Annotated in this window: 16 protein-coding genes; 2 read left to right on the top strand and 14 right to left on the bottom strand. The window is 62.7% G+C overall.

The window, feature by feature from the left end:
• The first annotated feature begins 257 nt into the window (after positions 1-257).
• On the top strand, positions 258-3,785 hold the full coding sequence (locus ACTD9P_RS09430; protein WP_438867514.1) for a hypothetical protein: 3,528 nt from the start codon (positions 258-260) through the stop codon (positions 3,783-3,785).
• A gap of 136 nt (positions 3,786-3,921) precedes the next feature.
• Here the strand turns inward: ACTD9P_RS09430 and ACTD9P_RS09435 are convergent, their stop codons facing one another.
• From ACTD9P_RS09435 to ACTD9P_RS09495, 13 genes are all read right to left on the bottom strand, one after another.
• Positions 3,922-4,968 carry an EscU/YscU/HrcU family type III secretion system export apparatus switch protein gene (locus tag ACTD9P_RS09435; RefSeq protein ID WP_438867515.1) on the bottom strand — a complete coding sequence of 349 codons (1,047 nt, stop codon included), beginning with the start codon at positions 4,966-4,968 and terminating at the stop codon, positions 3,922-3,924.
• A 3-nt stretch (positions 4,969-4,971) separates the two neighbouring features.
• Positions 4,972-5,784: a type III secretion system export apparatus subunit SctT gene (sctT, locus tag ACTD9P_RS09440; RefSeq protein WP_438867516.1), complete on the bottom strand. Its 813-nt coding sequence runs from the start codon at positions 5,782-5,784 to the stop codon at positions 4,972-4,974.
• Positions 5,785-5,790: 6 nt separating this feature from the next.
• Positions 5,791-6,060, bottom strand: a complete 270-nt coding sequence (locus tag ACTD9P_RS09445) for an EscS/YscS/HrcS family type III secretion system export apparatus protein (protein WP_016969171.1) — start codon at positions 6,058-6,060, stop codon at positions 5,791-5,793.
• A 10-nt stretch (positions 6,061-6,070) separates the two neighbouring features.
• Positions 6,071-6,724, bottom strand: a complete 654-nt coding sequence (gene sctR / locus ACTD9P_RS09450; protein ID WP_017137580.1) for a type III secretion system export apparatus subunit SctR — start codon at positions 6,722-6,724, stop codon at positions 6,071-6,073.
• On the bottom strand, positions 6,721-7,722 hold the full coding sequence (sctQ, locus tag ACTD9P_RS09455) for a type III secretion system cytoplasmic ring protein SctQ (RefSeq protein WP_438867517.1): 1,002 nt from the start codon (positions 7,720-7,722) through the stop codon (positions 6,721-6,723). Before sctQ ends, sctR begins: the two co-directional genes overlap by 4 nt.
• Positions 7,719-8,165 carry a hypothetical protein gene (locus tag ACTD9P_RS09460; protein WP_438867518.1) on the bottom strand — a complete coding sequence of 149 codons (447 nt, stop codon included), beginning with the start codon at positions 8,163-8,165 and terminating at the stop codon, positions 7,719-7,721. Before ACTD9P_RS09460 ends, sctQ begins: the two co-directional genes overlap by 4 nt.
• Positions 8,166-8,340: 175 nt before the next feature.
• Positions 8,341-9,663, bottom strand: a complete 1,323-nt coding sequence (locus tag ACTD9P_RS09465; protein WP_438867519.1) for a FliI/YscN family ATPase — start codon at positions 9,661-9,663, stop codon at positions 8,341-8,343.
• On the bottom strand, positions 9,660-10,244 hold the full coding sequence (gene sctL / locus ACTD9P_RS09470) for a type III secretion system stator protein SctL (protein ID WP_438867520.1): 585 nt from the start codon (positions 10,242-10,244) through the stop codon (positions 9,660-9,662). The genes ACTD9P_RS09465 and sctL overlap by 4 nt, the downstream gene beginning before the upstream one ends.
• The gene (locus ACTD9P_RS09475) at positions 10,241-10,855 is read right to left on the bottom strand and encodes a type III secretion protein (RefSeq protein ID WP_438867521.1); all 615 of its coding nucleotides are present in this window, start codon (positions 10,853-10,855) and stop codon (positions 10,241-10,243) included. The genes sctL and ACTD9P_RS09475 overlap by 4 nt, the downstream gene beginning before the upstream one ends.
• Positions 10,852-11,634: a type III secretion system inner membrane ring lipoprotein SctJ gene (gene sctJ, locus ACTD9P_RS09480; protein WP_138814913.1), complete on the bottom strand. Its 783-nt coding sequence runs from the start codon at positions 11,632-11,634 to the stop codon at positions 10,852-10,854. The genes ACTD9P_RS09475 and sctJ overlap by 4 nt, the downstream gene beginning before the upstream one ends.
• Positions 11,635-11,638: 4 nt before the next feature.
• Positions 11,639-12,073 (bottom strand): hypothetical protein, encoded by a 435-nt coding sequence (locus tag ACTD9P_RS09485; protein WP_438867522.1) that lies wholly within the window; start codon positions 12,071-12,073, stop codon positions 11,639-11,641.
• Positions 12,074-12,082: 9 nt separating this feature from the next.
• Positions 12,083-12,325 carry a hypothetical protein gene (locus tag ACTD9P_RS09490; RefSeq protein WP_017137572.1) on the bottom strand — a complete coding sequence of 81 codons (243 nt, stop codon included), beginning with the start codon at positions 12,323-12,325 and terminating at the stop codon, positions 12,083-12,085.
• Positions 12,326-12,337: 12 nt separating this feature from the next.
• Positions 12,338-12,901: a type III secretion protein gene (locus tag ACTD9P_RS09495; protein WP_438867523.1), complete on the bottom strand. Its 564-nt coding sequence runs from the start codon at positions 12,899-12,901 to the stop codon at positions 12,338-12,340.
• Between the two features lie 48 nt (positions 12,902-12,949).
• Here ACTD9P_RS09495 and ACTD9P_RS09500 point away from each other — a divergent pair, with 48 nt between their 5' ends.
• Entirely contained in the window at positions 12,950-13,714 is a 765-nt protein-coding gene (locus tag ACTD9P_RS09500) for a tetratricopeptide repeat protein (RefSeq protein ID WP_438867524.1), read from the top strand.
• 437 nt (positions 13,715-14,151) lie between these two features.
• Here ACTD9P_RS09500 and ACTD9P_RS09505 read toward each other — a convergent pair whose 3' ends face one another.
• A complete protein-coding gene (locus ACTD9P_RS09505) occupies positions 14,152-14,532 on the bottom strand; it encodes a hypothetical protein (RefSeq protein WP_200434286.1) in 381 nt (126 codons plus the stop codon).
• Between the last annotated feature and the right edge of the window lie 2 nt (positions 14,533-14,534).

A 14,534-nucleotide genomic window follows, 5' to 3' on the forward strand; every position in this document is an offset into this window, starting at 1 on the left:
GTGTCAGTCAATTCATCTGTTACTGACCCACCGCATTCGCGAGCAAGCCCGCTCCCACAGTTGACCGCATGCGGTTTTGAATATGAGGTCGGCTGCGGATTTGCATGCACTGAAGATGAGCTCCCACCTTTGATCGAGTACGGTTCTATTTCACACCTGTGAAAGCTTGTGCGATCTCATCACATATCACTTTTTCACGCTGCCCCACCGCCTACTATCCAGTCCTGGCGCCCCCCCTTCACATGGACTGAACAATAATGATCAACCGACCCGAGAAACCCGCCGTTCCACGCGTAGCGCAACCCCAGGCACCGGAACATGTCTTCAACGCGCTGCTCAACCAAGCCAGAACCATGGCGGCCGCCGGGTCAGGCGATAAAACCTTCAAGCCCAAAGTGCTCGCCGCTCACCCCGGCGAAAGCTTGAAAACCCCCAGCGAAATCAAACCCGAGGACTACAAGGACGTCACCGCCCTGCCCGCCAAGCTCGACATCGACACCCTCAAGATAATCTCGGAAGACAAAGACACCGGCGTCATCTACTTCGAACAAAACGGCAGCAAACTCAAGATCACCCGCGAAAACGCGGAAAAGGTTCAGGAAGGCTTCGACACCCTCAAAGGCCTGCACTTCGGTCACGCCGTAGCGCCGGTCAACCAAGGTGGCCCAGACGCAGGCACGCCCCTGTACGAGCTGCTGCACACCCTCGCCGAAACCCAAGGCACGCCCGCCGGCAAAGCCATCCGCGAAGCCCTGAGCAACCCCGACCAGCAACTGCTGCGCGAAGACGACCCTGGCGTGCGCCTGGCCAATATCAAATCAGTCGGCGAAGCCCACAACGGCGTGGTCAACGTCAGCCTGGAAAACGGCCAGACCCTGGTGATAGCCGAGGCACTCACGCCGCAAGCCTTCGCCAGCTACACCAGCGCCGGCGTGACCAAACAAGCCCTCAACGATGGCAAATCCAAAGGTTATGAAGAAGTCACCAGCCTGCCCGGCGACCTGGATTTCAGTCAGCTCAAGGTCGTGTCCGAAGACCCGAAATCCGGGGTCATTCTGTTCGAACACCAAGGCAAGAAATACATGATCAGCCAGTCCGAGGCCGCTCTGCCGCAGCCCGGCGCCGATCTCAGTAACCCCAGCCCGAATGCCGGCACCAGTTTCTACAACTTCCTGCATGCCGTGCACGCCAGCGAAGGCTCGCAAGCGTTCGACTACATCAAGAACGCCCAGTCCCTGCCCGGCCAGGAACTGCTACGCAAGGACGAAGCCAGCCTCAAGCTCACCGACATCAGCAAAGTCGACGTGCCCATGGACGGTATCCTGGTGGTCAACCAGGCCGACGGCAAACTACTGGTGGTGTCCAAGGACATCACTCCCGAAGCCTTCGCCGCCTACGCCAGCAAGGGCCAGAGCCTGGCCGGGATCGAAAAAGCCAAGGGCGACGGCTACAGCCTCGCCGGCCCAGACGCCTACCTGGCCTCCACCGAAGACATCATGAGCGTCGGTGGCGTCGGCGATTACGGCCCCGGCCTGATCGCGTTCACCCAGCACAAACCGGGCGGTGCCGAAGAGAAAATCGTGGTGAGTGAAGACACCAACCCGCAGATGTTCGAGCAAATCTCCGGCTACCGCACCGACATCGCGCAGCAGACCACCGATGTCGACAAGCTGCGCGCCGACAACGGCCTGCCGCCGCTCAAGGACGTTTCCGTCGACAGCCTCGCCACTACCGAAAAAGATGAAAGCGGCAACCCGCTGTCGGTGCAGGACCTGTCGATGAAAACCCTGGTGGACAGCTACCGCGCCGGAGTCAAGGACGGCAGCATCGGCAAGGACGACCCACGCGCCAAGTTCCTGCGTGCCGTGGAGGCCAAAAGCATGGCCGACAACGGCATGTCGATTATTCCCGAGCACGGTTTCACCAACCAGGGCACCGCCACCCCGCCGATAGACGTGACTTCCCGGGATGTGCGCGACAACATCCTGGACACCAAGGCCATCGACAAGAGCATCAGCGAGCTGCTCGGCGACTCGACCATTCAGGCCGATATCAAGGCCAACCACGACGCCGCGCTGGGCAAGGTCGACGGTGGCCAGGCCAAGGTCGATGAGGTCCACCAGAAGCTGGTCGACAGCACCTCGTCAGAAAACTTCACCAAGTACATCAAAGCCCTGCAAGACGACGGCAAGACCGAGCTGGCCACCCAGGAAATCCAGACCGCCTACACCGCCCTGGCGGATATGGACCCGGCCAAAGCCGATAACTTCCTGCAAAACCTGCAGATCGACGGCTATACCGATTCCGTTGAAAAGCTGATGGATGACCCGAGCAAAATCAGCGACGACAACACCGCACTCGCCACCACCGACAACACCATGGCCATCCTGTCGATGCTCAAGGGCAGCGCCGACGGCCTGCCACGCCAGGCGCTGGGGGTGTATTCCAAGTTCGTCGACCAGTTGCTCAAGGACAAGGGCGCCGCCGCCGACTTCGGCAAGGCGATGGTCTCGCTGGGCGACACCTGGCAAAAAAACGGCGTGATCAGCTTCAGCGATATCGAGCACGCGGTCAGCAAGGAAATCATGCCGAGCCTCAGCGAAGCCAACCGCAGCTCGTTTGTGAAGAACCTGACCTTCCTCAAGGACAATGGCGTACTGGGCTCGGTCGGTGGCGCCATCGGCATGGGCCGCATCGTCTACCAACTCGCCGGCCAGGGCGGCAAGCTGGCCGACACGCCGATGAAGCGCCTGGGCATCGCCAACGATTTCCTCGGTTTCCTTGGCACCGGCTCGCACTTCGCCACCTTGGGCCTGAAGGTCTATGACAAGTTACGCGGCACCAACGCCTACAAACTCATGGGTTTTGACCGTTCCCTGCCCGACCTGTGGGCCAAGCCCGGCGAGGGTTACCACGCCTTGCCCAAAGACGCCGAGGCGATCCAGAAGAAGTACTTCGACATCGTTGACCAGGCCATGGACGACGGCAAGGACGTGGGCAAGGTGCTCAACAGCGGCGGCTGGAGCGATGAAGGCGCCAAGCACGTGCAGGAAGGCATTGAAAAAGGCATCGCCAGCCGTGGCGGCGTGGCCGGCGCCGGGTTTGGCGCCAAGTTTGCCAGCAGTGCCATCAAGGTCATCGGCATGGCCACCGACGTCGCAGGCGGCGTGATCAGCGTGGTACAGGCGGCCTTCACCTTGCGTGATGGTGTGCGCGAAAAAGACCCGATCAAAATTGCCTCCGGCTCACTGTCCATGGCCGGCGGTGTCAGCAGCCTGGTGGCCGCTGGCGGCGGTGTGCTGACGACGCTCGGCGTGACCGGGCGCATTATTCCTTTCCTGGGGCCGGTAGGTTTCCTGATCTCAGGGGCGCTGTCATTTGTCGGCGCGATTCTGAGCACCATCCAGACCCACAAGCTGCACAAGATCTCGATGCAGAACTGGGACCAGATCCAGGACTTCAAACAGGACGGCCTGCTCAAGCCCAATGGCGATGAAGCCTATGTGTGGCTGCAGACGTACCTGTCCGACTGGGGCCAGCGCGATGCGCCGCAGGACCAGAGTATTTTCGACTTCCGCAAGGGCGAATGGGATGCCCGTGCAACCATTCACGGCGGCGATCACCAGCGTGACCATGCGGACTATATCGGCGACGGCAATAACCGCAGGTCAGAGGACTTCAAGTACTCGCTCAAACCGTCGGAGTGGACCAATGACAACCACGACATCATCTGGCGGGTGGGTGATGGCTATGGCGGTGAGTATCACGATGTAGACAACGGCTGACCCCCTGATGATCGTTCCCACGCTCTGCGTGGGAATGCAGCCCAGGACGCTCCGCGTCCACCCGTGCAATCGTGACGCGGAGCGTCACAGGAGGCGTTCCCACGCAGAGCGTGGGAACGATCAGAACGATCAGCGATCAGATCAGGCGGGCCGCGACCAGCCAATCCGCCACGGCCTGGAATGAAGCATCCGGCACCGGGTCGCCGGGTACGGTTCTGCGCGCAATCTCGGCCGCCAAGGCCCGGTCCGGCGCATGCGGGATGCCTAAATCGTAAGCCTCCTGCAACATCAGCAACGCCTCCTCCGGCGCCGCCCGGCACACAATCACTGGCACCGGCGTTTCACCGCGCACATACCGCACGCCAATCACCCAGCCATCGGTAGTGCCGATCATCATCGACGCTCGGCCCAACCCCAGTTTGGTCGCCAACGCCTGCATTTCATTGCGCTGGCGCCGGCGCTCGCTCTTGATCAGCGGGTCGCCGTCGATGTCCTTGCGTTCGCGTTTGGTTTCGCTGCGGGTCATTTTCATGTCGCGGCCGAACAGCCAGCGCTGCATCAGCACGTCCACCGCGCCCACGGTGATAAAGGCGCACAGCACGGTAAATACCAGCGGTTTGAGCACCAGGAAAAACGTCGATTCCATGCATTCGGCGCCACAGCGCGAAGACTCCATCAGCGCCTGCAGCGCATGCTTGCCGACCACATAGAAGGCAATCGCCAACACATGCACCTTGACCAGGCCTTTGATGAATTCCACCAGGTTGCGCAGCGCAAAGATCTTCTTCATGCCCTCCGCCGGGTTGATGCGTTTGAACTCGGGCTTGATCGGGTCCACCGAAAACACAAAGCCGCGCATGGTGATGACATTGGTCAGGATCACCACACCGGTGGTCACCGCCATCACCGGCAAAGTAATACCGATGATCAACTGCTCGGCATGGTCCAGCACCCGTGGCCACACCGTGGCAAACGGTTCGATATAGATCTGCGCGGTCAGGTCGATCAGCGCCGTCACCTGGGCCATGGCCCGTGGCGCCAGGATCGAGATGCACAGGGTGCAGAACAGAATGACCATGCCCGACACCAGGTCCTGGCTCTTGGCGACCTGGCCTTTCTTGCGCGCGTCGCTGAGCTTTTTGTCCGTGGCCGGCTGGGATTTCTCTTCGCTGGTATCGGCCATGGGCTACTCCATGCCCGCCAGGGTTTTAAGCAGCTCGACGGTGCCACGGAACTCGGCCAGTTGGTCGAGCATCAGCGGGATCAAAAAGCCGATGTAAATCACCATCAGGATCGAGAAAAACAGGTTTTTCACCGGCAACGACAAATCGAAAATATGCAGGTTCGGCGCCATCCGCGACAGGTACGCGAGCATCAAGTCGGTGACCAGCAACGCGATCAGCAACGGCGAGACCATCAGCACGCCAACCCGCATGATCTGGTCGAGGATCGACAGCACCGCCAGCAACGCGGAGCTTGCAAACACTGGGGTAAACGAAGTGACCGGCCATAACTGATAGCTGTGGTAGTAGCCGTCGACCATCAGGATAAAACCGCCGGACATAAAGAACAGCGTGATCAGCATCACCGTGAGCAAGGTTGACATCACGCTCGATTCCCCGGTGGACAGCGGGTCCACCAGTTGCGCCATGGTCGAGCCGCGTTGCAGGTCGACCAACTCCCCCGCCACTTCCGCCGCCCAGAACGGAATGCCGAACAGCAAGCCGATAAGGATCCCGATCAAGAACTCCTTGATCAGCAAGCCGGCGATAAACACGCTGCCGTGTTCGGGCATGTGGGTCAGCGCATCGAACACCGGAAAGAACATCGGGATGGAAATCGCCACGGCCACACAGCCGCGAATCATGCCGGTGAGGCCCAGGCGGTTGAATGCCGGGGTGATCACCACCACGCCCATGGCCCGGCAGGCGGCGAGCGAGGCCGAACTGATTACCGGGTAGGCGACTTCCAGGAACTGCGCGGTCAGGCTGGCATCCATGGGCGGTCAGCGCGTCCACATCGGGAAGTTGTCCAGCACCTGGCCACCCAGTTCCGCGACTTGCCCGGCCAATACCGGGCCGAGAAACACGATGGTCAGCAGTACCGCCACCAGCTTCACCACCTGCGGCAGGGTCTGGTCCTGAATCTGCGTCAGCGCCTGGAACAGCCCCACGCTCAAACCCACGATAATCGCCACACCCAGCGCCGGCGCCGAGAGCATCAGCACGGTCATCAGTGCCTGTTTCATCAATGACAGGAAAACATCCTGGCCCATGGGTCGCGCCTCAGCCGTAACTTAGAATCAAACCGTGCATCAAGCGCGACCAGCCGCTCAAGGACACGAATAAAAAGATCTTCAGCGGAATCGAAATCAGGTTCGGCGAAACCATCGACATGCCCATCGCCATCAGCACGTTGGACACCAACAAGTCCACGACCAGGAACGGGATATAGAGTAAAAAGCCGATCTCGAAGGCCCGCGTCAGCTCCGAACTGACGAACGCCGGAATCAACACCACCAGGTCATCATCGCGCAGGTCGGCCCGCGCCTCCGGCGACCAGATGGTCTCGGTGGCCTGCACAAAAAAGCCGCGCTCGGACTCGTTCGCAAAACGCTTCAAGTGCGCCTGCAACGGCGGGCGCAGTGCATCGCCCAGGTCCTTGAGTTGCTCCACATGTTCGATGTTGAGGTCGCGGCCCTCCACTTGCCGGTACATGTCGCCAATCAACGGCGTGGTCACGTACACCGACAGGATCAGCGCGATGCCGTACAGCACCAGGTTCGGCGGGGTCTGTTGCACCCCGAGGGCATTGCGGATCAGGAACAACACCACCGAGATCTTCATGAAACCGGTGAGTGTCACCACCGCCAACGGGATCAACCCGATCGTCGCAACAACCAGGATGATCTCGATCAGGTTGGGTTGATAACCGGTCATGGGGTGGCAAAACTCAGCAGGCGCACACCCAGGCCGTCACCGATTTTCACCAGTTGGCCCTGGCCGACGCGGCGCCCGTTGACCATCAGATCAACGCTGTCCACGCCAGGTGTATTGAGCTGCAACAAGCTGCCGGCGCCCAATTCACGCAATTGCGCCAGGGTCAGCTCCAGGCTGCCGACCTGGCACACCAGTTTGAGCGGTAGATCATCCAGGGCCGCAGCCGCATCAACGTCAGTCATCGTGTTCTCCATGTGCAAAAGAGGCGCTTGCAAGGCTTCCTGCAAGCGCAAGACTTCACCCTGGTATTGGCAGCGGGCCTGCAAACGGCCCGCCAGCTCCAGCAGCAAACCCGGGCCGGGTTCGAGCATCAGCACATCGCCGGGGCGCAAACTGCGCAGCTCTCCGAGGCTCAAGTGCTGCTGCCCGGCCACCACGGCCAGGGTCTGGCGCAGGTCGGGCAATGGGTCCGGTTCAAGCTGCGCGTGTTGATCCAGCAACTGCGCCAACAGCACGGCGGCGCCTTCGCTCAGGTCCAGTTGCGCGTGCATGGTGGGCTGGTTGCCGAAGGTCAATGCCAGCGCCAGGTGCAGCGCATAAGGCTGTTGGTCTTGCGGCGCTTCGAGCAATTGCAGCGGCTGGGCCAGCAGCGGTTCGAGACGCTCGATCAGGTCCAGTACCGCCAGTTCCAGCAGCAATGCACGCGGCAGCGCCGGCAGCAGCTGCACATCAAACTGCAACGCCAGCGGCACCAACACTTGTTCCAATGCCGCCGCCGACAGCCGCAGGCGCACCGGCGCGCGACCGAGCAACAGCAGCACTTCGCGTGCCGCATCAAGCGGCTGCGGTTCAGCGGCCCAGCTCACGCGCAGGTCTTGCCCGGCGCAACGGCCCTGCCAGGCGTGGCGCCGCCGATGCAGTTGGTTATGCAGCGCCAGCAAGGCCGGGTCGTAGTGCGTCAACCAGGGCGACAGCGGATCGGCAAGGGCTGCGATCATGTGCCGGTGCCTTCGTCGCGCAGTTCACCGACCCGGCGCTCATCACTTTCGCGCCCCTCCAGCAGGCTCTGCCAGGCATCGGATTGGCGCTGGCGGCTCAGGCGTTCCTGGCGGAACAGGTCGCGCTCACGCTCCTGGCTTTGCAGGGTGGTGGACACGTGGGTCACGTCGTTTTCCAGCTGTTGCTGGTCATCCGACAGCCCGCGCAAACGGTCCTGGGCTGCCTGCCAACTGGCCACCGAAAGGCCCTCGGTGAGCGAGGCGTACACCTGACGGGCTTCCTCGGCAATCGCCTCACGGTGCAGGCGCAGTTGCTCCTTGGCATCGGTCAACACGCCATGGGTCTGCTCGCAGCGCTGTTGCTGTGCGGCCAGTTGGCTGGCGGCGCGTTGTTCGCGCAGCACCCGCAAGGTTTGCAGGGTGCGAAGTTGGTCGGTTTTCATTGGGCGTTCTCCTTTCTAATGCCGGCAACCACCGCTTTCAGATCAACGAAGATCCACTGTGGGAGCTGGCTTGCCTGCGATAGCGGTGTATCAATCACAAAAGGGCTGGCTGACCCACCGCCATCGCAGGCAAGCCAGCTCCCACAGGGTTTTGCGTGTATCTCCATTGCGTTGTTCATGCCAACACCTGGCGCATGCGCATCAGGGTCTGTTCCAGATTGCTGGGTTCACCGGCGTTCTGGCGCAAAAAGGCTTCGATGGCGGCGTGGCGTGCAATGGCTTCATCCGCCAGCGGGTCGCTGCCAGCGGAGTATTCGCCCACGCGGATCAGCATTTCGATCTCGCCGTAGCGCGCCATCAGCTCGCGGATGCGCATGGCCAGGCGTTTGTGTTCCTCACCGGCGACCTGCTCCATCAAGCGGCTGCGACTGCGCAGCACGTCCACCGCCGGGAAGTAATTGCGCTGGGCCAATTCGGCGCTCAGGGCGATATGCCCGTCGAGGATCGAACGTGCTTCTTCGGCCACCGGGTCGCTGGCCGCGTCGCCTTCGGTGAGCACGGTGTACAGCGCGGTAATGCTGCCGGTAGGGCCGGGGCCGGCGCGTTCAAGCAGGCGCGGCAACGCCGAGAAGAATGACGGCGGGTAACCGCGTCGGGTCGGCGGCTCGCCCACGGCCAGGCCGATTTCGCGCTGGGCGCGGGCAAAACGCGTGAGGCTGTCCATCAGCAGCAATACATTGCGGCCTTGGTCGCGGTGGTATTCGGCCAGGGTGGTGGCGACAAACGCGGCCCGCACACGCTCGGCTGCCGGGCGATCCGAGGTGGCGACCACCGCCACCGTGCGCGCACGCGCCTGGGCATCGAGTTGCACGTCGAGCAACTCGCGCACCTCCCTGCCCCGCTCGCCGATCAGGCCGATCACAATCACATCGGCTTCGCTGTTGCGGATAATGCTGGCGAGCAGCGACGATTTGCCCACGCCAGGCTCGCCAAAAATGCCCATGCGTTGGCCCTGGGCCAGGGTCAGCAAGCCGTCGATGGAGCGGATGCCCAAGGCCATGGAGCGCACGATTAACTGCCGCGAAAACGGTGCCGGAGGCTCGGCGTGCAACGGATAACTCTGCAAGGCCAAGGTCGGTGGCAGGCCGTCGCCGTCGAGGAAATCGCCCATGGGGCTGATCACCCGCCCCAACTGCGCATCACCGACCGCCACGCCGAGGGTTTCACCGGTGGCGGTGATCTGCGTGCGGGTCGACAACCCTTCCATCGAGCCGATGGGCGACAGAATCGCCTCGTCACCATCAAAACCAATGACCTCGGCACTCAAGCTGCGGCTGCTGCCGGGGTCACGCAATTGGCACAGCTCGCCAATGCTCGCCCCGGCCACGCTGGCGCGCAGCAGCACGCCGCGAATGCTCAGCACAGTGCCGTGCATCGGTCGCGGGCGTGCCTGGGCCAGGCGCTCAGTCAGGCGTGGCAGCAACTGCTCCAGGTTCATGCCACACCTTCTTCGGCAAAAGGCAGCAGGCTGCGGCGCAGGGTTTGCAATTGCGCGTCCAGGCCCAGTTCCACCGAGCCGGCCGGGCTGCTGAGGCGCGCCTGGCCAGCGCTCAGCTGTTCATCGGCGGCCACTGCAAGTGCCACCCCTTCGAGCTTGAGGCGCTGGCGCAATGCGTCGACCTCGGCGGGTGGCACCCACAGGGTCAGCGCCTGGTCCTGGCGAAACGCGCTCAAGGCTTGGCGGGTGCAGCGCACGACACGCTCAGCGTTGTCCAATTCGCCCAGCACTTCACGCACGATGCCCAACGCCAAGTCGGCCAGCGAAGTCTCCAGGCTGCTCAGGTAGTGCTGCACCTGGGATTGGGTCTGCACCAGTAATTGCGCAACCTGCTCGGCGCCAGCTTGCCGGGCGCTTTCAAAGCCTTCGGCGCGGGCGGCTTGCAGCCATTGGTCGCTGTCGGCCCTGATCTGTTCGGCCTGGTTTTTGGCCGCTTGCAGGAAGGCAAAACCCTCGGTCCACAACGCGGCTTCGTCGGCACGCAAGATGCGCGCAGCAGGACGGCTCGGTAGTTCACTCATGGGGCGATGTCCTCGGCCAGCAGGTACGCAGCAGCGGCCTGGACGATTTCCAGGTCACGCGGCACGCGCGCGCTGTAGCCCTGGGGGAAGTCAAAACGCAAACGCAGCCAGCCTTGCCAGTCGGCGTGCTGGGCCTGCAGCCAGGCGGCGACACAACCATGGCCGTCACGGTCGATGGCTTCGATCAACTCGGCCGGTTCACGCAGCAGATCCGCCGCGCCACCGAGTTGGCGCAGGGCCAGGGCGGCAACAAACACCTCGGCGCCGAGGCCTTCACGCAGTTCATTGACCACCTCGCGGCGGATCTCACGGCTCAAGGTTGCGCCGTGCCAGATAGCCCCGCATAACCTCGACAGGCGCGCAAATTGCGCGGGCGACAGCAGCAACACCGGCAGGTCAGCCGCCAACGGCGTAACCAATTGCTCGATCGGCGCCAACTGATAATGCTTGACCAGCAACTGCTCCAGGCGCGGGCGAAAACGCGCCTGGGCCTGCATGGCCTGCAACACCTCATCCGGCAGCTCGGCAGCAAAACACGCGCCCAGGCTCGGCCCGCGCACAAACTGCAAAGGCTCGGCGATCAGCCCCTGCCAGCGTTCGAACAAACTCATTCACCCTCCTTGAGCACATACAGCGCCTGGGACTGGCGCCGCGCCCACTGCTGGCGGGCCAATACACCAAGGGCGCCGAGCGCGATCAGCAATAAAGTGCCGAACATGAAACGCGCCTGAGGCACGTTGTCTTCGAGCATCCACAAGCCCATAAAGCGCGCCAGCCGGGGTTGTGCCGGGTTCTGGCTGATGGCGACAGCCGCCTTGATCGCCGTGACCGACACGCCTTCGTAGCTCAGCCCGGAAATGCCGTTAGCCACCAGGGTCTTGATCTGCGGGATCAGCGTGTTGATGTCGGTGCCTGGGTCATAGCGCACCAGCACCGAGGCCGACGACGGTGAAATCACGCGTTTGAGCAGGTCGTTGTCGGGCAGCACCACGTGCACGCGCGCGGCGACGATGCCGTCGATCTGCGACACCGAGTGCGAGAGTTCCTCGCTCAGCGCATAGATCATCTGCGCGCGCTCCTGCACTGGCGACGACACCAGGCCATTGCCCTTGAACACTTGGCCCATATTGGAAAAGCTCTGTTGCGGCAGGCCGGCGTTGTCGAGCAAGGTCATGGCTTCGGCGAAGCGCTCCTCGTCGACCACCACTTTGAGCTGGCCGTTGTCCTGGGCCTTGCGTTCCGCCGGGATACCACCGCGCAGCAGCACCGCGACCATGGCGTTGGCATCGCGCTCGCTGAGGTTGGTATAGAGGTCTGTGTTGCACGCTTGCAACAGACTGGCCAGCAGGCCGATCAGCAACAGGCGCAGGGCGCGGTTTGGGCTTGGCATGGCGTTATTGACCCTTGAGCAGCGTGTTGGCGGAACCGGAGATCTGCGTTGCACCGCGCACCACCATCTGGGTTTCGATGGAGTAGTCGAACATCTTGCCCAGGGAGTGGACGATTTGGTCGACCTGCTGCTCGCCGACCTTTTTACCCGGCTCAGCCTGGGGCGAAGCACTCGCCGTGCGGATTTCAGCCTGCGCGGGCGGCGGCGCCGAGGGGTTGTTGGTGAGCAAATCCGCGCGCTCGGAAAACGCCCGCGAACGGTCGATAAAGCTGTTCATGCGCTCCATCAAACCTGAGCCGATCTGATGTGGGCTGGCGCCTTCGGGCATGCCCTTGGCGGTGTTGGCCATGTGTTCGAACAGGTTCTGCGAGGCCCCGGCGGGCCCCGCTCCGGCGGACGGCGGCAAGGCCGTGGCGCCGGCGGCGAGACTGATAGTCATAGGGGCTCCCTACTCGTCGTCGTCATCGGACATGGCGTCGTTCAGCAGTTCCTGCATCTTCGGCATGATGATGAACTGGCCGCCGATGGTGACGGCCTGGGTGATCAACGCATCGTTGAATTTGGCGTCGTCGGCGTCCGAGGTGTCCGCCGGCTTGTCGGCGGCCTTGGCGTTATCCACCGCGGCATTGAACTTGGCTTCAGGGCTGGCGCCACCGGGGGCGAGGTTGCTGTCTACGGCCGTTACGGACATGGTGCTGCTCCTTTACTGGGTTGGGGTTTCGGTACTGACTTGCGCGCCGCGAAACACCCGCACACCGCGCTCGCGCGCCACCGGGGCGGCCACGGCCTGGGGTTGCAGGTGATCGACATGCTGTTGCACCAGCGCCAGGTACGGCGGCGGCCCGGACACGAACACTTCATCGCCCTCGGGGCCGTTGCGCATCGACAGCTGCTGGCCGAACACATCGAGGGTGTCGAGGTAAGCCTGCAACTGGTCGAGGTTCAGTGCGCTGGCCTTGAACAGTTTTGTGCCGATCTCATCGTTGGCGTTGAGGTACAGAAGGTTGCCGTCGAAGTACCAGGTCAGGCCGTTGGTGCTGCACAGGGTTTGCAGGAACTCACCGGCGGTGGCCGCACGAATCGTGCTGCGAGCCTTGCCGCGCACCTTGTCCGAGAGCACCACGGGGATGTCGAGGTTGTGGCCGAACTCTTCCAGTGCGCCGCGCACATCCTGGTCGACCAGCACGTAGGCATAGGGTTTGGAAAACCATTCGGGCGCTTCGGCGGCGTGAGCAAAACTGGCGCCGAACAGGCATAGGATGGCCATCAAAAATATGCTTACATGGCCTGCGCCTTCGCCCGACGAGTTGTGACGATGACCAAGAATTTCCTGCTTGCCAGTACCCTGCTGTTGGCTGCCTGCTCCAGCAAACCTGCGACCGATTCCGACAAGTCCCTGCAACTGGCTAACGACCTGAGCAAGCGCGGCGACTACGCCAGCGCGGCTGCGCTGTACGAGCGCGCCACCCAGCAACCCGGCGCCGGCATCGACCTGTGGCTCAAGCTCGGCCAGGCCAGGCTCGACGCCAAGGACGCGCTGGGCGCCGAGCGCGCCTTCCAGCAAGCCCTGGGCCTGGACGCCCGCAACGCCGACGCGCTGCTCGGCCTGGGCACCGCGCAGTTGCAACTGGGCAAGACCCAACGCGCCGTCACGGCGCTGGGCCAGGCCGCCGAGATCAACCACCTGCCGGCCGCCTACACACGCCTGGGCATCGCACAGGTCTTGAACGGCCAGGCCGTCGCCGCACAAACCGCCTTCGCCCAAAGCCTCAGCCTGCAACCCGACAACCTCGACAGCCGCTGCAACCTGGCCCTGGCTTATGCACTGGGTGGGCAATCGCAACAGGCGCTGGACACCATCGCCCCCGTCACCCAATCGCCCCGCGCCTTGCCACGGCATCAGCGCAATGAGCTGCTGGTGATGGTGTTGGCGGGGTATGAACAAAAGATCGCCGGCCTGCCGCTGGATGATATTCCGGCGGCTGAGCGGGCACGGTTGGTGACCGAGGCCAAGCGCATCAAGGCCATCAGTGATCCGGTGGCGCAAGCCAAGGAGCTGGGGTTGGTAGACCCGCGCTGATACGCGACCAACCCGCTTTTGATCTGCTTTTGATGTTGATCTGAGTCGCCCCGTTAACCACGCTGGCCGAACACAGGTATTACGGAGCGGGTAAACCGGCAGGGATGCCGGTTTAGCCGCGCCGGGCCATGGATGGCCCGTCGCGGCGGCCCGCGGAGGAATACCTGTGTTCGGGCACACCGAGCCTAAGCGAGGTGCCGAGTGGTGGGGCGAAGACCTTTTGCTTACTTTTGGGTCTTTCCAAAAGTGAGCCGCTGTAAGAGCGGAACCATAAGTGGCCGTTACTACAACAACGGATATGTACGCCGACTCACCGCTATCGCAGCGGTGCGGCGATCCGACAAGCCAGCTCCCACAGTTAGACCGGGTAGCTTCAGTTGGGTAGTGGTCGACCATGAGGCCGCTTTCGCGAGCAAGCCCGCTCCCACATTGGGGCCTCATTGCTGGCCTCCTGCAGCGCCGGCCTTGGCTTCCTGCTGATCCTTGCGCCGCTGCAACTGCTCACGATCAAACCCTTCGATATACACCTGCGCCGCCCGGCCTACCGGCGCGGCCATCGCTGGCCCGGTAGCGCGGCCCTGAGTCAGATCCTGCTTGCGCTCGACCATCTGCATCAAATTCAAGTTGTTCGCACATCCCAACGGCAAGGTCGGCTTGAAGTCTTCATCCAACCCAATCTCATCCTTGGCCGCTGGCTGCTGGCACTGGCTCGGCAAGCCATCGGCGCGGTACTCGGGCGAGTAATACGTCGGCGCCAAATGGGTCTTGCAGCCCATCAGCGCCAAGGGCAACAGCATCAACACACGCAAAGCAGTCATGG

Origin of the sequence: Pseudomonas onubensis (assembly GCF_965653655.1) — a bacterium.
In the GTDB taxonomy this organism is placed as follows: Bacteria; Pseudomonadota; Gammaproteobacteria; order Pseudomonadales; family Pseudomonadaceae; genus Aquipseudomonas.